22 protein-coding genes are annotated in these 20,265 nt (G+C 41.4%); 16 read left to right on the forward strand and 6 right to left on the reverse strand.

Features of this window, described 5'->3' with window-relative positions; all coding sequences use genetic code 11:
• The first annotated feature begins 18 nt into the window (after positions 1–18).
• Positions 19–1,182 (forward strand): tetratricopeptide repeat protein, encoded by a 1,164-nt coding sequence (locus L884_RS0101525; protein ID WP_037410146.1) that lies wholly within the window; start codon positions 19–21, stop codon positions 1,180–1,182.
• A 418-nt stretch (positions 1,183–1,600) separates the two neighbouring features.
• Positions 1,601–2,656, forward strand: a complete 1,056-nt coding sequence (gene aroG / locus L884_RS0101530) for a 3-deoxy-7-phosphoheptulonate synthase AroG (RefSeq protein WP_028765833.1) — start codon at positions 1,601–1,603, stop codon at positions 2,654–2,656.
• A 61-nt stretch (positions 2,657–2,717) separates the two neighbouring features.
• Here the strand turns inward: aroG and L884_RS22990 are convergent, their stop codons facing one another.
• Complete coding sequence (locus L884_RS22990) at positions 2,718–2,894, reverse strand: hypothetical protein (RefSeq protein WP_108944435.1); 177 nt, start codon at positions 2,892–2,894, stop codon at positions 2,718–2,720.
• 337 nt (positions 2,895–3,231) lie between these two features.
• On the opposite strand from L884_RS22990, the gene L884_RS0101540 reads away from it, so the two are divergent.
• Positions 3,232–5,010, forward strand: a complete 1,779-nt coding sequence (locus L884_RS0101540; RefSeq protein WP_028765834.1) for an ABCB family ABC transporter ATP-binding protein/permease — start codon at positions 3,232–3,234, stop codon at positions 5,008–5,010.
• Positions 5,011–5,117: 107 nt separating this feature from the next.
• Positions 5,118–5,381 carry a hypothetical protein gene (locus L884_RS0101545; protein ID WP_028765835.1) on the forward strand — a complete coding sequence of 88 codons (264 nt, stop codon included), beginning with the start codon at positions 5,118–5,120 and terminating at the stop codon, positions 5,379–5,381.
• Here the strand turns inward: L884_RS0101545 and L884_RS0101550 are convergent.
• Positions 5,378–5,575: a hypothetical protein gene (locus tag L884_RS0101550; protein ID WP_028765836.1), complete on the reverse strand. Its 198-nt coding sequence runs from the start codon at positions 5,573–5,575 to the stop codon at positions 5,378–5,380. The two genes, L884_RS0101545 and L884_RS0101550, sit on opposite strands and share 4 nt — an antisense overlap.
• Before the next feature lie 13 nt (positions 5,576–5,588).
• Positions 5,589–6,179: a histidine phosphatase family protein gene (locus L884_RS21545; protein WP_051435490.1), complete on the reverse strand. Its 591-nt coding sequence runs from the start codon at positions 6,177–6,179 to the stop codon at positions 5,589–5,591.
• A 271-nt stretch (positions 6,180–6,450) separates the two neighbouring features.
• Between L884_RS21545 and L884_RS0101560 the strand changes: the two genes are divergently transcribed.
• From L884_RS0101560 to L884_RS0101585, 6 genes are all read left to right on the forward strand, one after another.
• A complete protein-coding gene (locus L884_RS0101560) occupies positions 6,451–7,200 on the forward strand; it encodes a ferredoxin--NADP reductase (RefSeq protein WP_028765837.1) in 750 nt (249 codons plus the stop codon).
• A gap of 18 nt (positions 7,201–7,218) precedes the next feature.
• The gene (locus L884_RS0101565; RefSeq protein ID WP_028765838.1) at positions 7,219–7,815 is read left to right on the forward strand and encodes a glutathione S-transferase; all 597 of its coding nucleotides are present in this window, start codon (positions 7,219–7,221) and stop codon (positions 7,813–7,815) included.
• 192 nt (positions 7,816–8,007) lie between these two features.
• Positions 8,008–9,015 (forward strand): Fe(3+) ABC transporter substrate-binding protein, encoded by a 1,008-nt coding sequence (locus L884_RS0101570; RefSeq protein ID WP_028765839.1) that lies wholly within the window; start codon positions 8,008–8,010, stop codon positions 9,013–9,015.
• A 180-nt stretch (positions 9,016–9,195) separates the two neighbouring features.
• Positions 9,196–10,827, forward strand: a complete 1,632-nt coding sequence (locus tag L884_RS0101575) for an ABC transporter permease (protein WP_028765840.1) — start codon at positions 9,196–9,198, stop codon at positions 10,825–10,827.
• Between the two features lies 1 nt (position 10,828).
• Positions 10,829–11,860 (forward strand): ABC transporter ATP-binding protein, encoded by a 1,032-nt coding sequence (locus L884_RS0101580; RefSeq protein ID WP_028765841.1) that lies wholly within the window; start codon positions 10,829–10,831, stop codon positions 11,858–11,860.
• A 295-nt stretch (positions 11,861–12,155) separates the two neighbouring features.
• Positions 12,156–13,088 (forward strand): Dyp-type peroxidase, encoded by a 933-nt coding sequence (locus L884_RS0101585; protein ID WP_028765842.1) that lies wholly within the window; start codon positions 12,156–12,158, stop codon positions 13,086–13,088.
• A gap of 57 nt (positions 13,089–13,145) precedes the next feature.
• On the opposite strand, the gene L884_RS0101590 is transcribed toward L884_RS0101585, so the two are convergent.
• On the reverse strand, positions 13,146–13,613 hold the full coding sequence (locus L884_RS0101590; RefSeq protein ID WP_028765843.1) for a cupin domain-containing protein: 468 nt from the start codon (positions 13,611–13,613) through the stop codon (positions 13,146–13,148).
• Between the two features lie 332 nt (positions 13,614–13,945).
• The gene (gene argR, locus L884_RS0101595; RefSeq protein WP_028765844.1) at positions 13,946–14,416 is read right to left on the reverse strand and encodes a transcriptional regulator ArgR; all 471 of its coding nucleotides are present in this window, start codon (positions 14,414–14,416) and stop codon (positions 13,946–13,948) included.
• A 351-nt stretch (positions 14,417–14,767) separates the two neighbouring features.
• Here argR and mdh point away from each other — a divergent pair, with 351 nt between their 5' ends.
• Entirely contained in the window at positions 14,768–15,703 is a 936-nt protein-coding gene (mdh, locus tag L884_RS0101600) for a malate dehydrogenase (RefSeq protein WP_028765845.1), read from the forward strand.
• Positions 15,704–15,772: 69 nt separating this feature from the next.
• Here mdh and ispB read toward each other — a convergent pair whose 3' ends face one another.
• The gene (ispB, locus tag L884_RS0101605) at positions 15,773–16,744 is read right to left on the reverse strand and encodes an octaprenyl diphosphate synthase (protein ID WP_028765846.1); all 972 of its coding nucleotides are present in this window, start codon (positions 16,742–16,744) and stop codon (positions 15,773–15,775) included.
• A gap of 282 nt (positions 16,745–17,026) precedes the next feature.
• Here ispB and rplU point away from each other — a divergent pair, with 282 nt between their 5' ends.
• The 5 genes from rplU to L884_RS0101630 all read left to right on the forward strand — a co-directional run bounded on the left by rplU (position 17,027) and on the right by L884_RS0101630 (position 20,169).
• Entirely contained in the window at positions 17,027–17,338 is a 312-nt protein-coding gene (rplU, locus tag L884_RS0101610; protein WP_028765847.1) for a 50S ribosomal protein L21, read from the forward strand.
• 15 nt (positions 17,339–17,353) lie between these two features.
• Positions 17,354–17,608, forward strand: a complete 255-nt coding sequence (gene rpmA, locus L884_RS0101615) for a 50S ribosomal protein L27 (protein WP_028765848.1) — start codon at positions 17,354–17,356, stop codon at positions 17,606–17,608.
• Positions 17,609–17,746: 138 nt separating this feature from the next.
• On the forward strand, positions 17,747–18,910 hold the full coding sequence (cgtA, locus tag L884_RS0101620) for an Obg family GTPase CgtA (protein WP_028765849.1): 1,164 nt from the start codon (positions 17,747–17,749) through the stop codon (positions 18,908–18,910).
• Positions 18,911–18,937: 27 nt separating this feature from the next.
• Positions 18,938–19,699: a threonine/serine exporter family protein gene (locus L884_RS0101625; protein ID WP_028765850.1), complete on the forward strand. Its 762-nt coding sequence runs from the start codon at positions 18,938–18,940 to the stop codon at positions 19,697–19,699.
• The gene (locus L884_RS0101630) at positions 19,696–20,169 is read left to right on the forward strand and encodes a threonine/serine exporter family protein (protein ID WP_028765851.1); all 474 of its coding nucleotides are present in this window, start codon (positions 19,696–19,698) and stop codon (positions 20,167–20,169) included. Before L884_RS0101625 ends, L884_RS0101630 begins: the two co-directional genes overlap by 4 nt.
• Positions 20,170–20,265: the final 96 nt, after the last annotated feature.

Consider the following 20,265-nt stretch of genomic DNA (forward strand, 5'->3'; position numbering starts at 1 on the left):
CCTTACGTTGAGTATGTGATGAATCGAACCATTTTGCTTCTAGTGGCGCTAGCTAGTTTATTGCTTGTTGGTTGTGCTAATCAACCAGCTAAAGTCTCGACAGACTTAACGCCTTATTTCCATGATCGCCACTTTTCTGTCATTACGTCATTACCCAGCCCTGAACAGCTATTTGAATTACCAGCAGACGCTATTGCGGAATTAAAGCGTGCGCAGCAACGCGCTAATAACCAAATGCAATCGCCACCAATGGTGCATGAATGGCTTGCGGATTATATTAATGCTGACGATGGCGGTTTTTATTACGCAGACAACGTGACTCGTACCGCCAGTGAGACTTTCAATGATCGTGAAGGTAACTGTTTGTCATTGGTAGTATTAACGGCTGCTTTAGCTGAGGCTGTTGATGTTAAAGTAGAATTTCAAGATATTGGCATACCTCCGATATGGGATCGTCAAGGAGGCTTTTATCTGGTAAATGGCCATATAAATTTAAAATTGTTACCTCAGCAGAAAGGTAATGTGTTTAACCTTTCTACCCGCTCAATTCAAATCGACTTCTTACCTGAACGTGCTATGCAGGGATACAGCATACAAAGAGTGAATAAGTCGACTGTTATCTCTATGTTTTATAATAATCTAGCTGCAGAGGCTCTGGTTGCTGAAGATTATGACCGCGCTTATCACTTACTCAAGTTAGCACTTAACGAGCAGAGCCATTTCCTCCCAGCACTTAACACATTGGCTGTACTTTATCGCTATAAGGGGATGAATAGTGAAGCAGAGGCTCTTTATCGTTATGCGCTAAGCGTTAGCCCTGAAGATATGAATGCGCTTAATAACTATGCGATTATGCTGGCCGCACAAGATAGGTTGGAAGAGTGGGCGGATGTACATAAGGTTATGGAGCTGGCACGTATTCGTAACCCTTATTACTATTATGGTAGGGCCCAGCAAGCTTATATAGATAGAGAATACCAAGACGCCTTAGCTTGGTATAAAAGAGCAATAGAAAAGGCTGACTACCGCCATGAGTTTTATTTTGGCTTATCTAGGACATACTGGATGACTGGAGATGAAAAGCGCGCCCAACAAAATCTGCAAAAAGCATTATCACTCACTAAAGATGAGCATAATAAGCAACGCTATCAGTCTAAGTTACAAGCGATGCGTAGTCATTAACTGCAGCATCTATCCCCCCCTCTACTCATTATCTATTTCGATAGTTTTAGTCGCGCGCATTGGTTCAAGCCTGACAGATACCAATTAGTCAGGCTTAATGTATATTGCGCTGATCGTTTACAAGGCTTTTTATTGACCATTATCGCGGCTAATAAAGTAAGTTTGCTCTACATGAGCTTAAGTGTTGCTGACTGGACTTTTATGTACTAATAAGATGTTTTATTTGGTTTTTATGTTTGTAAGTTAATAGTTTGCTTCTGTTTTTGTTGGGTTTATTTTTATTTGAAACAATACTTTAAAATTATTTAAGTTAAATAATAATAACTTGATTGCAATCTTTGCTTATACTGGCTAAATTGACTGCAGTATCGCAATTGAGAGATCTGTATTCATAGGCTAGACGGAGTAAAGAAATACCATGTATTACCAAAATGATGATGTTCGAATTAATAAGATAAAAGAGTTGTTACCTCCTATTGCGATTTTGGAGCGATTTCCGGCAACAGAGAACGCATCAGCTACCGTATTTAATGCCCGTGAAAATATCCATAATATTTTAGCGAAAAAAGATGATCGCTTATTAGTAGTCATCGGTCCTTGCTCTATTCATGATCCTGTTGCGGCTCTTGAGTATGGTAAGCGTTTAGTTGAATTAAGAGAACGCTATAAAGATCAGTTAGAGATTGTGATGCGAGTTTATTTCGAGAAACCGCGTACAACAGTTGGCTGGAAAGGTTTGATAAATGATCCCTACATGGACAACAGCTTTAAGTTAAATGATGGACTGCGAACTGCGCGTAAGTTGTTGTTAGATCTTAACGATATGGGGCTGCCGACTGCGGGTGAGTTTTTAGATATGATTACCCCACAGTATGTGGCTGACTTAATGTGCTGGGGAGCGATTGGTGCTCGCACCACCGAATCTCAAGTTCACCGTGAATTAGCTTCAGGCTTATCAAGCCCAGTTGGTTTTAAAAATGGTACCGATGGCACGATTAAAGTGGCCATTGACGCAATTGGTGCGGCTAGTGCTCCACATCATTTTCTATCGGTCACTAAATATGGTCATTCGGCGATTGTTGAAACCAAAGGTAATCTAGATTGCCATATTATTTTGCGCGGCGGCAAAGAACCGAATTACAGTGCAGCGCATGTTAGTGATATCAAGCAGCAGCTAGAAAAAGCAAAGCTGGCTAGCAATATTATGATTGATTTTAGCCATGCCAATAGCAGCAAGCAATTTGAAAGACAGATGCTTGTTTGTGATGATGTCGCTCAGCAAATCTCTGCGGGTGAAGATGCGATTTTTGGTGTAATGGTGGAGAGTAACTTAATAGAAGGTCGTCAAGACCACATTCAGGGACAATCACTATGCTACGGCCAGTCAGTAACCGATGCCTGTATTGGTTGGAGCGATACTGAAAAGTTGCTTGCAACCTTAAATGACAGTATTACTCAGCGTCGAGTTGGATAATAGATAAATAAAAGGAGGCTAATGCCTCCTTTTTTGATTTCGATAATTCAATTAGTGTGAACTATTTTCCTTCTTGCTCAAGCAAGTATTGGTTTGCTTTAGCTAAGCTACCAAAAGAGGCAATAAGATTGTTTTGTCCCTTTTCCTGAATTTCAGGATTTCCAGATTGGGTCATCATCCATATCCATGTTTGGATGAGTGGTAAGGGGGGGTATTGTGGCTTGGATGAGTCAAGCATATTTGCATCCTTTATGTAGTTAACTTGCCAAGAGTGATACTCACTCTTTTTGTTCACTTTTGATTTTGTAGCGCAGAGAGTATCAAATTCTTTTCTTTGGGTTAACAGTATTTACGCGACTAAATACAAATTAGTCAAAAAGTGTGTAAACCGACCCAGTTTATGAGTTCGTCTGCCGCTATATTGAGCTTAAAATAGTACGATAGCACAGTATTGAGCAAGTCTTTGTTAACTTTTTTATTACAGTTGTAAGGCTGGTTTTTTCGCTTAATTAGCTAACTATCTGTCGCACAATAGAAATAATATTCTTGATACTCAAATTAATTTGGAAGTAGCAATGCGCCCTTCATTATATTTCGATGGTCCTATAGGCAAGTTAAATTGGCATGTATTGCGAATGCTGTGGCCTTACTTGATTGAATTTAAGCAAAGGGTCGCTTTAGCGCTGCTGTGTCTGGTGATCGCTAAAATTGCCAGCGTGGGTTTACCGTTTATCTTAAAAGCATTGGTGGATGGGCTAGATAGCTCTTCTACGGCGGAATTAGTGTCTGTTCCGATTTCTCTGGTCATCGCGTATGGCTGCATTCGCTTACTCAATACTTTGATTTCAGAAGTGAGAGATACCTTATTTGGGCGCGTTACCGAGCGGGCAATTCGTCGTTTAGGTATGGCTGTCTTTGAACATTTACATCGTTTAGATATGGCATTTCACTTAGAGCGCCGTACGGGTGGTTTGTCTCGGGATATTGAACGTGGCACCAGTGGCATGAGTTTTTTAATGCGCTTCATGGTGTTCAATATTGTGCCAACGATTCTAGAGATCGCGCTGGTGGTTGGTATTTTGTTTTACAACTACGGCTATAAATTTGCTGGGGTCACTTTATTATCAGTGATTGCCTATGGGGCTTTTTCGATCGTAGCGACTGAATGGCGAACAGGCTATGTGCGTGACGCAGCAAAGGCTGATTCAGTATCAAATACGCGCGCTATTGATAGTTTACTTAACTATGAAACGGTTAAGTATTTTAATAATGAGGCCTTTGAGGCCCAGCAATACGATGTAGCCTTAGCCGAGTGGGAAAATGCTAAGCGCAAAAATCGCCTGTCGTTGTTTGCTTTAAATGCTGGGCAAGCTTGTATTATCTCGGTGGCGATGACCTTGATGTTGGGGATGGCTGCGTATGATGTAACTAAAGGTGTCATGACCATCGGTGATTTTGTATTGATCAATGCCTTTATGATGCAGCTGTTTATACCGCTTAATTTTTTAGGATTTGTTTACCGCGAAATCCGCGGTGCATTTGCCAATATTGAGCGTATGTTTGATTTATTGGATAAGACTCCTCAGATAAACGATCAGCAAGACGCCTACGATATGGCATTAACTAAGGGAAAGATTTCCTTTGAACATGTAGGGTTTCGTTATGATTCTCGAACGATCCTAGACGATGTTAGTTTCAGCATTCAGCCCGGTGAAAAAGTGGCTATTGTTGGCGATAGCGGGGCAGGTAAATCAACTTTAGTTAAGTTGCTGTTTCGGTTTTACGATGTCGTAGAAGGAAAAATCGTAATTGATGGTCATGACATTCGCCATGTCACTCAAGACACCTTAAGGCAAGCTATTGCGATAGTGCCTCAAGATACTGTGTTATTTAACGATACCTTAATCGAAAATATTCGTTATGGTCGTCCTGAGGCTAGCCTAGATGATATTAATGCAGCGATAAAAATGGCTCATTTACATGAATTTATCGCCACTTTACCAGAGGGCGCCGAGACAAAAGTTGGTGAGCGAGGTTTAAAATTATCCGGTGGTGAGAAGCAACGGGTTGCCATTGCGCGAGCTATTTTGAAAAAAGCGCCAATTTTAGTATTTGATGAGGCCACATCTTCATTAGATAGTCACTCTGAACAAGCGATTTTATCAGCGCTAAAAGAGGTTGCTAAGGGGCATACTAGTCTAGTTATTGCCCACAGGCTATCGACTGTAGTCGATGCGGATCGAATTATTGTATTAAGCCAAGGTAAAGTTGTAGAGGCGGGGAGTCATATTGATTTACTCGCGAAAAATGGTTTTTACACTAAGTTATGGCGAGTGCAGCAAGAGTCGAATTAACCCTTTGTTGTGGTTTGATTACTCATTAAGGGTTCAGCAAAGGTTCAGTTTCATATTGTTATCATTGCACCTAATTTAACAATAAGCAGATACTGAGGCTGATCACAATGAAAAACATACCGATACTCGCTCAGATTGAAGGGCAAGACAGTAAAGTTAATACTGATTGGTTAGCTATTATGGCAACGCTAAAAAAACGTGGCCTTGAAACTGATGAGCTAGAAGTTGTGTATTTTGAATTGTGTGCAGGAATGCGAGTTACGACCCGAGGATTAAGTATTGCTAAAGCAACGCCTGAGTCTCCACTGCAAGGCCTTTTGCATGAACCTAAGTTCTCTGCAAGAGATTACGCCGGTATGCTTAATGCTTAAAAGTTGAGTTTGCCTAATTTCCAGCCGTCACAAACGAGTTTTGTTTTTGTTGAGGAGGGCTTCATTGGCGTTAAGCCTATGATTGCTCCTTCTCTATAGCAGACTCGCTCACCTTCAATAACAGACATACGCTCGCAACTATTACAGCTATCTGATAATGCTTTCGGTTCTGAAGGCAATTTTGATTGACTCATAGGTTCTCCTTCGTTATTGAACAAAATGGCTTTGGGTTAATATGACCTTACCGTTTTGTGTTAGCTGTAATTGGTATATCCCACCATAGCTAGACTCACTAATTGTTCCGATATTTGGTCCGCCAAGGGCTGATATTATTAACGGAAGGGTATTAGAGTGTCCAGCGATTAAACTATTGCCTTGTTCCTGTTTAACTAAAGCGACAATATGCTTGATATGCTCTGATATTCCAGATTTTGTTGAAGCTATGGTTAGTGTCAGTGCTTTTTCTTTGGCTAAAGGTGCTAGGGTTAATTGAGTTCTTTGGTAGTCCGAGGCTATTAATTGCGATAGCGCGACGGGAGCCAATTGTTGTGCTAGTGCCTGTGCTCTTTGCATTCCTACCGCACTAAGCTGAGGATCTTGGCTATTACTCTGGCTTTTCTCTGCATGCCTGACTAGCAGTACTTGCTTGACGATAACATTTGTTGTCGCAGGAGTCTGAGTGTTTGTCTGCTGCTTGATGTTTCCCTCTTGGACCGCAAAAACAACGCTGCAATTCATAAAGCTACTAATAATAAATAGCGTAATGAACTTTAGGGGATTACGGCTTATTAATCTCATCTTTTCTCCTAAACATTGGCGACGCTAAATTGCGTACTTAGCTATGCAAGTTATTAAGACGCTGAGTATGCTTAAATAAATTGAATATTAGATTAATGTTTCTGTTATTAAAATAAAAGCATATGCTTATTTATAGTTTTACCCTTAGCTAACGGTGTGTTACGGCTATTGGTTTGTGATTTTTAACGCTGAAGCCGATATGTTGTAACTTAACTAAAAGCGCTTGGAGTGCGAAAGGTCCAAGTTTTTTAATAAACTTAGGGAGTGTGCTATGTGGATAGAAGGTAAGGTTTTATCTCGGCAGGATTGGAGTGACAAGCTGTTTTCACTCAGAATACAGGCAGATATCGGCGACTTTACAGCAGGTCAGTTTATTAAACTTAGCCAAGTGATTGATGATAAAAGAGTCGGTCGTGCTTATTCTTTGGTTAACCCCCCTGGTACCGATTACATTGAGGTTTTGGCGGTAGCAGTCAATGACGGCCAATTGTCTCCTAATCTTCAGGCATTAGAAGTCGGCGATAGTATTGATGTTGCAACAAAGGCGACGGGCTTTATGACTCTCGATGAGTTACCTACCGGGGAGCATCAAGGTAAACACCTTTGGTTTATTGCTACGGGTACCGCTGTGGGGCCATTTATTTCTATGATGGCAACAGCTGAGCCTTGGCAAACCTACGAAAAAGTCGTGTTGGTATATGGTGTTCGTCAAGTCGAAGATCTGGCTTACCTTGAGCTACTTAAGCAGTTTGAATCCAATTATCCACAGCAGTTTAAATTGGTACTTTCAGTCACCAGAGAACCCTTGGCAGAGGCATTCAAATTAAGGATCCCCCAATTAGTCTTAAATGGTGAATTAGAATCTTTTGTTGGTTTTAATATCAATCCTAAAGACTCTCAAGTGATGCTTTGTGGTAATCCAGAGATGATTACAGATATGCAAAAGATTTTAACTGACAAAGGATTAGTGAAGAACTTGCGCCGAGCACCTGGTCAAGTCACTGTTGAAAAGTATTGGTAAATAACGGAATACATAGCCATGAAACTATTTTACTCAGATGCATCCCCCTATGCCCGCTGTGTGCGTGTTTTACTTCACTATTATAGTGTTTCAGACGTAACTGAAGTGATTATTGATCCCTTTGCGAATAATGCAGAGTTTCTACGTTGTAATCCGCTAGCAAAAGTACCTTGCTTAAGTTTAAACGATGGCTCGTCCCTGTATGACAGTGAAGTTATCATGAGGTTTATTGACGCTAAGTACGGCGACAGTCAATTATTCGGTGGCCAATATAACGACTGGGCTAATCAATGCCACTTCTCGTTATTAAAAGGCATGCTTGATAGTGCGGTAGCGCTAAGGCAAGAACAGTTGCGCGAGCAAGAAGGTTTGCGTTCCGACTTTTGGGCGGCAAGGTTTGAGCAGGCATTGCTGCGAGGCTTACAGCAAGTAGAGCAGCTGGGTCTTGTGCATTATCAAGAGTTAACAGCGCAAAAAGTGATGTTAGTTTGCTTACTTGATTACCTTGATTTTCGCCATCCACAATTACTATGGCGTAAGGTCGTCCCAAGCTTATCTGTATGGCATGCCGACGCTGCAAAATCGACTATATTCAAAACGACACAACCACAATAACGTGATTTAGGTGAGTTACAGTTAAAATTGATATAAGTTAAGCATTTGCTGATGTATTTGTGGTGTTTATATAAGTGTTAAAAATGTGATAAATACTTGCTGTTAGCTTAGCTTTTGATTACCATTTCTGCGATTGAGAATTATTATCAGTATCCACTGTGATGCAGCGAACGATTTTTGAGGGAGAAACGTATGAAAATGGTAAAAAGTTTGGCAGTTATCGGGCTTGCATGCTTTGCGTCGATGGCCAATGCGGCTGAAAACTTAACTGTATACTCTTATCGACAAGCTTTTCTGATCGATCCTATCTTAGCTGATTTCACAAAAGAAACCGGCATCAAAGTCGATGTTGTATTTTCTAAAAAAGGCATTGCTGAACGTATGATGCGTGAAGGCAGACTGTCAAAGGCCGACGTTGTACTCACTTCTGATTTTTACCGTTTAATGGAACTTGCTGAAAAAGATCTTGTGACCCCAGTTAAGAGTGAAACGTTACAGCAAAATATTCCTGCTAAATACCGTTCGCCTGACGATGAATGGTATGCGCTGACAATGCGTGTTCGTAATATTTACTCATCTAAAGAGCGTTTAGGTAAGCTTGATATTAATTATGAAGACTTAGCCGACCCTAAATACAAAGGCAAAATCTGTACTCGCAGTGGTAAGCATCCTTACAATGTTTCACTTGTTGCTTCTATGATTGCGCATCACGGTGAACAAGAAACTAAAACTTGGTTACAAGGGTGGAAAGCTAATTTAGCCAGAAAACCACAGGGTAATGATAGAGCTCAAGTAAAAGCGGTAAGCGAAGGTCTTTGTGATTTAGCCATTGGTAACAGTTACTACCTTGGGAAAATGCTACAAGATCCTAAGCAGCAAGCGTGGGCAGATGCGATAGAAATCAACTTCCCAAATCAAGATAACCGTGGCTCGCATATCAATGTGTCTGGCATGGCAATGGCAAAATATTCTAAAAACCAAGACGCTGCGTTGCAGTTGATGGAGTATTTATCGGGAGATAAGGCGCAGCAAACTTATGCCGAAGTGAACTTTGAATATCCGGTTAAGGCAGATGTTGCACCTTCTAAGCTAGTTGCTTCTTGGGGCGAGTTTAAAGCTGATGATCTACCGATATACAAGCTTGCTGAATATCACAACGCAGCGATTAAATTACTCGATGAAGTTAAATTTGATCTGTAACTTAGTGATAAAGATGTTTAAGGTTGGGCTAACGTATCCAACGTAAACTAAGGCAAACAGGCTTAGAGTTAGTGATTATAGCCAGTGAATAACATTGAACCTATCTTATGCTTATTGCAATAAGATAGGTTTTCTTGTTTCTAACAATGGTTCTTTTTTATCAAATAGGTAGTCAAGATTATGGTTCTAGGCTTAGCCAAAGGCTGGTCTGTTACGAGTTATGCGTTAGCATTGCTAATTTTTATGCCAATAATTGCACTTATTGGTCAGTCATTTCTGCCTGATGAAGACGTGTTTCTACACCTTGCTAATACCGTTTTATCGACCTATATAAGCAATAGTTTATGGTTAATGTTTTGGGTGGTGTTAGGCTCGTTAGTTATTGCTATTCCAGCAGCTTGGTTAGTGGCCAAGTGTCATTTCCCTGGGCGACGTATATTCCAATGGGCATTGCTGTTGCCGCTCGCCATGCCCGCATATGTTGTGGCCTATGTGTATACCGATCTGCTTGATTATGCTGGGCCTATTCAAGGCAGTTTGCGTAGCTTTTTTGGTTGGCAGTCGCCGCAGGATTATTTTTTTCCAGAGGTACGTTCGTTAGGTGGTGCAGCTATTATGCTGGCGCTAGTGTTGTTTCCTTATATTTATTTGCTAGCAAGAACCGCCTTTATGGAGCAGTCAGCGAGCTTAAGCCAAGCGAGCCGGGTTATGGGCTGTGGTCCTTGGAAGAGCTTTTGGAGATTAAGTTTACCCATGGCAAGGCCTGCATTTGCCGTGGGGGCTGCATTAGTTGCAATGGAAACCGCTGCTGATTTTGCCACGGTTAGCTATTTTGCTGTGCCAACCTTAACGACTGCGGTTTACGATACTTGGTTTGAATATGGCAGTCTTGCTACGGCTGCAAAGCTATCTACCATTATGCTGCTCGTGATTTTTGCCATGGTTGGTTTTGAGCGTTTTGCCCGCCGTAAACAAAAATTATTTCAGAAACAATCAAGTCCAGGTGAGCTAGATATTTATCATTTAAGTGGTATTAAGGCTGGGCTGGCATTTAGTTATTGCAGTACTTTGCTGTTCCTAGCGTTTTTATTACCTTTTATGATTTTAATGCAATATGCCTACTATTACTTTGCCCAGAGCTGGAATGCAGAGTTTTTTGAGTACAGCTTTAATAGCTTATGGATAGCTATGTTAGCGAGTGTTATCTGTGTAGCTATTGGTGTTTTGCTCATGTTCATTCGTCGTATTAGTCCACGCCGTGCAGATATGTTGCCGTCTCGATTGGCATCGACTGGTTATGCATTACCAGGCACAGTGCTAGCGATAGGCATTTTAGTACCATTTACGCAGTTTGATTTCGCGATTAATGATATGGCTCAGTTTTTTGGGTTTGAAGAGCCGGGGTTAATATTTACAGGTAGCACTTTTATCATAGTGTGTGCTTTTTGCATTCGCTTTGCAGCTATTGCTATAGGCAGTATAGAAAATAGTTATAAACGTATTTCTCCTTCGCTTGATATGGCGGGCATAACCATGGGGTTGAAGCCGTCAGGTTTGCTGCGTTTAGTGCATATACCTTTACTCAGAAAAGGGATATTTGCAGGTTTGTTGTTGGTTTTTATCGAGTGCATGAAAGAGCTACCGGCAGCCTTATTACTTAGACCAATTGGATTTGAAAACTTAGCGACATATGTATTTCAATTCGTGTCAGATGAGCAATTGGAGCAAGGTGCTTTAGCTGCAATTGTGATTGTATTAGTGGGCTTAATACCACTCATTTACCTAAACCGTTCCTTGGAGCAAGATAATTAATATGGCGACGTTAGCAATACAACAAGTAGTGAGTGACTACCAAGGGCAGGTGATTTTAAAAGGCTTAGATCTGACAGTTGAAAAAGGCGAGATAGTCGCGTTATTAGGTCCAAGCGGTTGTGGTAAAACAACCCTATTGCGGGCAATTGCTGGCTTACAGGCTATCAGTCAGGGCTCTATTACTATCAATGGCAGAGTGGTTGCTGATCAGCAGCATTTTATTGCCAGTGAGCAGCGTGGCGTAGGAATGATTTTTCAAGATTATGCGCTATTTCCTCATCTTACCGTTGCCGATAATATTTTGTTTGGTGTCCAAACTCGCAACAAAAAACTACGCAAAGCTCGATTAGAAGAGATGTTGGCATTAGTTAAGCTGGAGGGGTTGGCTAAGCGCTACCCTCATGAACTATCGGGCGGTCAACAGCAAAGAGTTTCAATAGCCAGAGCATTAGCTTACGAGCCTGAAGTATTGCTACTGGATGAGCCATTTTCTAATATCGATGCAAAAGTGCGTAAAGAGATGATGTTGGAGATCCGCGACATTCTCAAAAAGCATAATGTTAGCGCAGTATTTGTTACTCATAGTAAGGACGAAGCGTTTGTCTTTGCAGATAAACTTGCTCTATTTAACGAAGGTCGCATCGTGCAGTGTGGAGATGCTGAAAACCTCTATTCAATGCCATCAGATAGGTATGTTGCAGAGTTTTTAGGTACGGCTAATTATCTTAGTGCAGAGTTGATAGACAGTTACCACGTAAATACCTTAATCGGCACCATTAGAAGTAATGAGCCGTTGGAGCTGGCTGTCGATGGTAAGGCTGAGTTAATGTTGAGGCCGCAACATATTCACTTAACAAGCGACACTGCAGGCGTTGGAGAAGTCTTAGAGCGTCGATTTTTAGGAAATATTTGTCAATATTTGGTTAAGGTGGAACAAACTCAATTGGAAGTGCATAGCACTAATCTAGAGTTGGCTGTCGGACAGAAAGTTGACATTAGTTATCAGAATCACAATTTAGTCTTACTAAGTTAAGATATAGCAAGCTAGTTAAGCTTAGGTTTAGCTTGGCTATATTAAGCTATTAGTGTTGTCATAAGCGGGGGGATTTTCTACTGTCTATAAGCATACGGATAGTGTCTTTGAAGATTTTATGATGCACAATGCATTTTTTCTGAGATACAGATCGATTTTTGCTTGGGGCAAATCTGCGTGACAACCAACATTTTTGTTTTAATTCTAGTTATTGTGCGTCAGTTAATGATATTAATGACTAAAGTTGTACATAATGTTGCCGAAATTAAATTCAGCAAAAGGGTTACTTAAAATAATGGATAGTCAGGTTATGCCGCGTGAACAACTTGGAGTATGTGCTGAAGGGAACTTGCACAGTGTCTATTTAATGTTTAATGCTAATGAAGCTGTTGAGTCTGAGATGCGTCCTTGTGTGGCGAATGTTGCTCAATACATCTATGAATTGGCAGATCAATATTCTGATAGTGCATTTAATGGTTTTGTAGCTATTGGTGCCAATTATTGGGACACACTATATCCAAATGCTCGACCTGAGCAGCTGAAACCTTTCCCTGCTATGAATAAGGGAACTCGTGAGGCTCCGGCAATCGAATACGATTTATTCGTACATATCCGTTGTGACCGATTTGATATTCTGCATCTGGTGGCGAATGAAGTTAATCAGATGTTTGAAGGCTTAGTTGAATTAATTGATGAAGAGCGCGGCTTTAGATTTATGGATGCTCGTGATCTAACTGGCTTTGTTGATGGTACAGAAAACCCTAAAGGTCGTAGCCGTCAAGAGGTGGCACTGGTTGGTGAAGAAGATGGCACCTTTAAAGGTGGCAGCTATATTCATGTGCAAAAATTTGCTCATAACCTAAGTAAGTGGAATCGTCTTCCTGTGAAAAAACAAGAAGATGTGATTGGTCGAACTAAGGTTGACAATATTGAATATGCTTCTGCAGATAAACCGTTAACAAGTCACATTAAACGTGTGAACCTTAAAGATAGTGAAGGTAAGTCGATGGAGATCTTGAGACAGAGCATGCCTTACGGTTCGGTTAAAGAGCAGGGCTTAATGTTTATCTCTACTTGTCGTAACTCTGTCAACTTTGAAAAGATGCTAGAAAGCATGGTCTATGGCGATGCAGAAGGTAACCACGATCATTTAATGCATTTCACACAAGCATTAACAGGTTCTTCTTTCTTTGCGCCATCACTAGATTTTATGATCGCTGCTGAATAATATTTAACAGTTAATCACTCAAATAAAAAAACGCACTTAGGTGCGTTTTTTATTAAGTTAGTTCGAGGTCTCGTCTTTATCCCAATAATTAGTCGGCCTACGGGCGTAGATCTCATTAACTGATTTGACTAGCACTTTATTATTTTCGGGATAAACAACGACGTCGTGAATATCTCTATTACCAACGACAATAAAGATGAAGTCGCTATCGCTATGGTTAAATAGCTTATGGGCGATACCGGTATCAGCGTTAAAACAGACATATTGACCTTGACTAAATGGGTGGGGTTCACCGTCAATATACAAAGTCGCTTCGCCTTGCATTGCGTAAATATGTTCTTCTTCTTTGGTATGGTAGTGTGCAACAGCAGAGGCTTTTCCGGGCGGTAAGCGCTCCATAGTTACCCCAATCTTTTCGCCGCCAGCCATGTCCCCAAGGTGCTTTTGATCGCTAGCGTACTCATCTTCATGCTGCCATGACTCCCAGCATAGATCATTGATATTTATTATTTTACTCTTATGCATTAGTTACCCTCAGCCTACAAAACTGTCATAAATGATTATAACGACAATTGTTCAATTGAGAATACATGATTCAATATATTGTATAAAACAGTTTTGACGTGGACTCGAATAAGTGGGGAAGAGTTGAGTTTAGTGCTATACAGTCGGGTTAGTGCTTATTGAAAATGATATAGCTGGTTTTCGTGAGCTAAGGCGAGGGCTATGTGCGTTAATGTGTTCGATTAAGGCCTTAGAATAAAACTTAATGCCATACACATTTGTATGGCATTAAGTTTATCGAATTTTAGCTTTTAAGCGTCAATGCTGTCAGCAAATTTTGACAGTCTGTGGTATTAATCTGCGTAATTAAACAGAGACTTGACGGTTTCTAGTGTATCTTCAACATTGTGAATACTAGATGGACAGATAAAGATAGTATCGTCACCAGCAATAGTGCCTAAGATCCCTTCAGGTTTACCTATTGAATCTAAAAGTCGCGCAATTAGCTGTGCAGCACCTGGACTAGTTCTAACTACGATCATAGCTTGGTTATGGTCAACGTCTAAAACTAGATTTTTTAATGGACTTCCTGCCGTCGGTACGCCGAGCTCTGCAGGTAAACAGTACACCATCTCTTGCTTAGCATTACGGGTTCTTACCGCACCAAACTTGCTTAGCATACGCGAGACTTTAGACTGGTTAATATTGCTAAAGCCTTCAGCTTGTAAGGCTGTAACAATTTCACTCTGAGAGCCAAATCGCTCCTCTTTTAAAATTGATTTAAAGGTTTTGACTAAATCATCTTGGCTTTTACTTGCTTGCATATTTTTTTATTCTTTATTCAATAAGATCTGCCTCATGATGATTATTTTGGCAATTTTTGTCAAATAATATTCGTTTTGATGAATAAAAATTCACTGATAGCAGTCATGGACGTTAAGGATATATTTCAGTTAGAATGATTATTCTAATTTTTAATTTGCTAATCCATCTTACTAACCCGCTTCAAAGCCCGATTCCCACAAGCTTTTTGAGTAACCCCTTTTATATTAGCGTTCTAGATTATGCAGAACACGACTAAGGGATAATTGAAATTTAATTGTGAATCCAGTACTGTTGCCGCATCAAGAAAATGGATCTAAATCACAAAAATCCGAGAATTAACGGAGATAACTATGAAAGTTGCTGTACTTGGAGCTGCTGGCGGCATTGGCCAGGCACTTGCCCTACTGTTAAAAACACAATTACCTGCGGGTTCAACTTTGTCATTGTATGATATCGCTCCAGTGACTCCTGGTGTTGCGGTTGACTTGAGCCATATCCCAACCGCAGTGGATGTGAAAGGTTTTGCTGGTGAAGATCCAACGCCTGCACTAGAAGGTGCTGACGTTGTACTTATCTCTGCTGGTGTTGCGCGTAAGCCGGGAATGGATCGCTCAGATCTATTTAACATTAATGCGGGTATCGTACGTAATCTTGTTGAAAAGTGCGCGGCTGCATGCCCGAAAGCGCTGATTGGTATTATTACTAACCCAGTTAATACTACAGTTGCTATTGCTGCTGAAGTATTGAAAAAGGCTGGTGTGTACGACAAAAATCGTTTATTCGGTGTTACCACTCTTGATGTGATCCGTTCAGAAACTTTTGTTGCTGAAGCTAAAGGTTTGAATGTTGCTGACGTTAAAGTTCCTGTAATTGGCGGTCACAGTGGGGTAACGATTTTACCGCTTCTTTCTCAAGTGGAAGGCGTAAGCTTTACTGATGAAGAAATTGCAGCACTAACGACTCGTATTCAAAACGCGGGTACTGAAGTGGTTGAAGCTAAAGCTGGCGGCGGCAGTGCGACCTTATCTATGGGTCAAGCAGCATGTCGTTTTGGTCTATCTTTAGTTCGTGGTCTACAAGGTGAAGCAAATGTTGTTGAATGTGCTTACGTAGACGGCGGCAGTGAACATGCTGAGTTCTTCGCACAACCAGTTGTACTAGGTAAAAATGGTGTCGAAGAGGTATTGGCTTACGGTGAGGTTAGCGCATTTGAAGCTAATGCTCGTGATGCTATGCTTGATACGTTGCAAGCTGATATCCAGCTAGGTATCGATTTCGTTAAGTAATCGTCAATACGGTTATTAAAAAGGGAGCCGACTAGGCTCCCTTTTTGTTTTCATCTCAGTGAAGCGCAATTAATTGCTACGTTGAGTTGCAATCATTGCCAGTGAGATTAACGCAGTTTTGTAGTCTGAGTCTGGAATAATAGAAAGTGCTGCAATGGCTTTTTCTGACTCTTCGATAGCACGTTGCTCGGTATATTCTAATGCGCCACAGTTTTTAAGGGCTGCGAGGATCACGTCTATATGCTCGGTACCATCGCCTTTTTCAATGGCTTCGCGGATAAGTGCTTTTTCAGTATCACTGCCGTTAGCCATTGCAAAAATAAGTGGCAAAGTCGGTTTACCTTCAGCCAAATCGTCGCCGATATTCTTACCTAACTCTTCTGTATCAGCTGTGTAATCCAGTAAGTCGTCAGTTAATTGGAATGCTGTTCCTAAATATTTACCGTAATCAGCAAGTGCCTGTTGTACTTCTATTGGGCTGTCAGCAAGAAGTCCTGCAAGACGAGTTGCGGCTTCGAATAGTTTTGCTGTTTTACAATAGATGACACGCATGTAACTTTCTTCAGTGGTGTCAGGATCGTTACAATTCATTAATTGTAAGACCTCACCTTCTGCAAGTACGTTGGTTGCGTCGGCTAAAATCTCAAGCACTTGCATCGATTTTAGTTCGGTCATCATTTGGAATGAGCGGGTATAAAGGAAGTCGCCTACCAATACACTGGCGCTATTGCCAAAGAGGGCGTTAGCCGTTTCTCTACCACGTCGCAGCATAGATTCATCCACTACATCATCATGCAATAACGAAGCAGTATGAATAAACTCAATGATCGCCGCTAATTTAAGGTGAGAATCACCTTTATAGTCGATAGCTCTTGCTGCTAATATAGAGAGCAGAGGTCGTAAGCGTTTACCGCCACCGTTGATAATGTAGAACCCAAGTTGATTAATTAGGGCAACATCTGACTCTAGTTGTTTATAGATCAGTTGATTGACAGCTTGCATATCGCTATCAGTCAATTGACGAATGGCGTTTAAATCCATAAGTAGGCTCTAGTTCTTGTTGGCTGTTGGTTAACATACAGCTCAATTAAGGCTTAAATGTTATAATAGATGGATTCTACCTAAATTTGCGGTACAAGACAGTAGTTGTAGGTAATTGTGAGAGTTATTTGGGTCTTTTTTTATTCTAAGTTAATTAAGACTTGTCAGCAGCCTGTTCTTAGCGTAAACTCCGCGACCATTGTCATTAAAGCTTTTATAGCACCCCTGCATCAAACAAAGATGTTTTGAGCGGCGTGTTAGAAATATCGGAGTAAAATAGCTATGTACGCTGTTTTTCAAAGTGGCGGCAAGCAACATCGCGTTGAAGCCGGCCATACAGTTCGTTTAGAGAAATTAGAAGTTGCTACAGGCGAAACTATCGAATTTGACCAAGTTCTTTTGGTTGCTGATGGTGAAACTGTACACGTTGGTGCACCTTTAGTTGAAGGTGGTAAGGTTGTTGCTGAAGTTATCAGCCACGGCCGTGCGGAGAAGGTAACTATTGTTAAGTTCCGTCGTCGTAAGCACCACGATAAGAAAATGGGCCACCGTCAGTGGTTTACTGAAGTTAAAATTACAGCTATCAACGCTTAATTAGGAGAATAACTCATGGCACATAAAAAAGCTGGCGGTTCTACTCGTAACGGCCGCGATTCAGAAAGCAAACGTCTTGGTGTTAAGCGCTTCGGCGGTGAATCAGTTCTAGCTGGTAACATCATCGTTCGTCAACGTGGTACTAAATTCCACGCTGGTGTTAATGTTGGTATCGGTCGTGACCACACTCTATTCGCTCTTACTGATGGTAAAGTGAAGTTTGAAGTTAAAGGTCCACAGAACCGTAAGTTCATCAGCATCGAAGAATAATCTGTAGCTTAAGCTAAGATTGTTTTTAAGCCCCGCCATTGGTGGGGCTTTGTTTTTTGTAAATTAAATTAAATTGTTTTTTGGCGACTAGAATCGTTAAGAGTATAATTCTTATATTCTAGGGTGCCAGGAGTTGGTATGAAGTTTGTCGATGAAGCTATTATCCGCGTAGAAGCCGGTAATGGTGGCAGTGGTTGCGTTAGCTTTAGACGCGAAAAATATGTTCCGGATGGTGGTCCAGACGGTGGTGATGGTGGTGATGGCGGTAGTGTTTATCTACAAGCTGACGAAAACCTTAATACACTGATCACTTATCAGTTTGAACGTTTCCATATCGCTGAACGCGGTAAGAATGGACGCGGGCGTGATTGTACTGGTCACGGCGGTGCGGATTTGATCCTTAAAGTACCAGTTGGTACTCGCGCTATCGACAACGATACCGAAGAAGCACTAGGTGATTTAACTACCCATGGCCAAAAATTACTTGTGGCTAAAGGTGGTTTCCACGGTCTTGGTAATACTCGTTTTAAGAGCAGTACTAACCGTGCACCAAGACAAAAAACATTAGGTACAGACGGTGAAGTTCGTAGCCTTAAGCTAGAGCTGCTTTTGCTAGCTGATGTTGGTCTGCTAGGTATGCCTAACGCGGGTAAGTCAACATTCATTCGCTCTGTGTCAAAAGCGAAACCTAAAGTGGCAGACTATCCGTTTACCACCTTAGTCCCTAATCTAGGTGTGGTTAACCCAAGACCTGGTCAGAGCTTTGTCATTGCCGATATTCCAGGTCTAATTGAAGGTGCTGCTGATGGTGCTGGCTTAGGTGTGCAGTTCTTGAAGCACCTAGAGCGTTGTCGTGTTCTATTACATATCTTGGATGTTGAGCCGATTGACGGTAGCGACCCTGTTGAATCTGCACGCGCAATTGTGGGTGAGCTCGAAAAGCACTCTCCGAAGCTTGCTGGCAAGCCACGCTGGCTAGTGATCAATAAAGCTGACTTGATGCTTGAAGAAGAGCTACAAGAGCGTATTGACCATATCGTTAAAGAGTTAGAGTGGGATGGCGAGGTTTACACCATTTCTGCTTATAACCGTGAAGGTACAGCTGAGTTAGCCGTTAAACTATTGGACTTTATTGATTCACTTCCTCCTGAAGAAGAAGTCGATGCAGACGCTGAAGTTGAGTTTAAGTGGGATAACTATCATCAGAAAGCCAATGAATCAATCAACGAAGATTATGATGATGACTTCGATGATGATTTTGACGACGATGATTATGATGTAGAAATTATCTACCAAAGATAACAATACATAAGAGGAAGTTGAGATAAGGTGTACGCTACAACGCAAAATGACATCACTCGTCAGGTCGTTAGGGTTGCTCAACTTCTGCTTGCTTATGGCGCTGAATCTGAACTCGTTGAAGAGATCACTCAGCGTCTAGGCCACGCCTTAGGCTTAGAAAGTGTCGAAATATCAATTTCTTCCAACTCACTCGTATTAACTAGCCTTTCTGCAGGTCGCTGCATAACGACCACTCGCCGCATTCGTGAACATGGTATTAATATGACTGTGGTGTGCGAACTACAACGTATTTGCTTGCTCACAGAAAAGGGGATCTACGGCCTAAACGAAGTACGCAAAAGAGTGGGGCGTATTCAAGCTAAAACTTATCCTGCAAAATATGTTGTGCCGATGATCGGCCTATCTTGTGCCAGTTTTTGCCATTTATTTGGCGGCGATCTTAACGCCTGTGCTATCACATTTTTAGCGTCAGCGACTGGTATGTTTGTGAGATTGGCAATCGCAAAACGCCACTATAATTTATTGCTTAACTTTAGTGTTACCGCGTTTGTAACCACCTTGATTGCGCAGACTGGTTATCAGTTTGATTGGACTGATACGCCTAAATTACCGATGGCTGCGAGTGTGTTAATGCTGGTGCCTGGTTTTCCAATGATCAATTCGATATCCGATATGGTTAAAGGCCACTTAAATGTGGGGATCTCTCGCTGGGGTCATGCAACGTTATTAACCGTAGCATCGGTAATCGGGATTACTATCGCAATGCAGATAGGTGGCTTATTTCTATGATGTCACTTGTTTTAACCATGTTGAATGACGCCGTATTCTCCGCTATCCCTGCGGTTGGTTTCGCTATGGTGTTTAATGTTCCAAGACGCTATCTACCTTATTGCGCACTAGCAGCTGCTTTAGGGCATGGTAGTCGTACTATGTGGTTGAGCTTATGTTTACCAATCGAATGGGCAACATTTTTAGCCGCCGCCTTGGTTGGCGTAGTGACTATCGCTTTTGCAAAAAAACATTTGGCGCCACCATTAATGTATGCGGTAGCGGCCATTATTCCTATGATCCCAGGTACTTACGCCTTTAATACCGTTATTGGTCTTGTACAATTAACCGCACAAGCTGAGATGAGTCCTGAACTTATTTATGAAGTGGTTAGCAATGGCTTAAAAACGGTGTTTATCTTGGGGGCGCTTTCGGTTGGTTTAGCCATGCCGAGTTTGTTGTATTTCCGTTCGCGCCCAGTCATTAAGTAGCGATGTCGCTGCCTTAGTTGCATACTGAGCTGTTTCATATTTAGTTTTTTTGGCGCTAACATCAGCCCTATTTTAAGTTAAACATAATCAATAACG

Source organism: Shewanella fidelis ATCC BAA-318 (assembly GCF_000518605.1).
Lineage (GTDB): Bacteria > Pseudomonadota > Gammaproteobacteria > Enterobacterales > Shewanellaceae > Shewanella > Shewanella fidelis.

What these genes read in the sequence shown, in the direction of transcription:
- L884_RS0101630 (WP_028765851.1), top strand. Translation starts at nt 19,696, where the DNA reads ATGATGTCACTTGTTTTAACCATGTTGAATGACGCCGTATTCTCCGCT.
- L884_RS0101550 (WP_028765836.1), bottom strand. Translation starts at nt 5,575, where the DNA reads ATGAGTCAATCAAAATTGCCTTCAGAACCGAAAGCATTATCAGATAGC.
- L884_RS0101525 (WP_037410146.1), top strand. Translation starts at nt 19, where the DNA reads ATGAATCGAACCATTTTGCTTCTAGTGGCGCTAGCTAGTTTATTGCTT.
- L884_RS0101545 (WP_028765835.1), top strand. Translation starts at nt 5,118, where the DNA reads ATGAAAAACATACCGATACTCGCTCAGATTGAAGGGCAAGACAGTAAA.
- L884_RS21545 (WP_051435490.1), bottom strand. Translation starts at nt 6,179, where the DNA reads ATGAGATTAATAAGCCGTAATCCCCTAAAGTTCATTACGCTATTTATT.
- ispB (WP_028765846.1), bottom strand. Translation starts at nt 16,744, where the DNA reads ATGGATTTAAACGCCATTCGTCAATTGACTGATAGCGATATGCAAGCT.
- L884_RS0101560 (WP_028765837.1), top strand. Translation starts at nt 6,451, where the DNA reads ATGTGGATAGAAGGTAAGGTTTTATCTCGGCAGGATTGGAGTGACAAG.
- L884_RS0101570 (WP_028765839.1), top strand. Translation starts at nt 8,008, where the DNA reads ATGAAAATGGTAAAAAGTTTGGCAGTTATCGGGCTTGCATGCTTTGCG.
- argR (WP_028765844.1), bottom strand. Translation starts at nt 14,416, where the DNA reads ATGCAAGCAAGTAAAAGCCAAGATGATTTAGTCAAAACCTTTAAATCA.
- L884_RS0101585 (WP_028765842.1), top strand. Translation starts at nt 12,156, where the DNA reads ATGGATAGTCAGGTTATGCCGCGTGAACAACTTGGAGTATGTGCTGAA.
- cgtA (WP_028765849.1), top strand. Translation starts at nt 17,747, where the DNA reads ATGAAGTTTGTCGATGAAGCTATTATCCGCGTAGAAGCCGGTAATGGT.
- rpmA (WP_028765848.1), top strand. Translation starts at nt 17,354, where the DNA reads ATGGCACATAAAAAAGCTGGCGGTTCTACTCGTAACGGCCGCGATTCA.
- L884_RS0101580 (WP_028765841.1), top strand. Translation starts at nt 10,829, where the DNA reads ATGGCGACGTTAGCAATACAACAAGTAGTGAGTGACTACCAAGGGCAG.
- L884_RS0101590 (WP_028765843.1), bottom strand. Translation starts at nt 13,613, where the DNA reads ATGCATAAGAGTAAAATAATAAATATCAATGATCTATGCTGGGAGTCA.
- L884_RS0101540 (WP_028765834.1), top strand. Translation starts at nt 3,232, where the DNA reads ATGCGCCCTTCATTATATTTCGATGGTCCTATAGGCAAGTTAAATTGG.
- L884_RS0101565 (WP_028765838.1), top strand. Translation starts at nt 7,219, where the DNA reads ATGAAACTATTTTACTCAGATGCATCCCCCTATGCCCGCTGTGTGCGT.
- aroG (WP_028765833.1), top strand. Translation starts at nt 1,601, where the DNA reads ATGTATTACCAAAATGATGATGTTCGAATTAATAAGATAAAAGAGTTG.
- L884_RS22990 (WP_108944435.1), bottom strand. Translation starts at nt 2,894, where the DNA reads ATGCTTGACTCATCCAAGCCACAATACCCCCCCTTACCACTCATCCAA.
- rplU (WP_028765847.1), top strand. Translation starts at nt 17,027, where the DNA reads ATGTACGCTGTTTTTCAAAGTGGCGGCAAGCAACATCGCGTTGAAGCC.
- mdh (WP_028765845.1), top strand. Translation starts at nt 14,768, where the DNA reads ATGAAAGTTGCTGTACTTGGAGCTGCTGGCGGCATTGGCCAGGCACTT.
- L884_RS0101575 (WP_028765840.1), top strand. Translation starts at nt 9,196, where the DNA reads ATGGTTCTAGGCTTAGCCAAAGGCTGGTCTGTTACGAGTTATGCGTTA.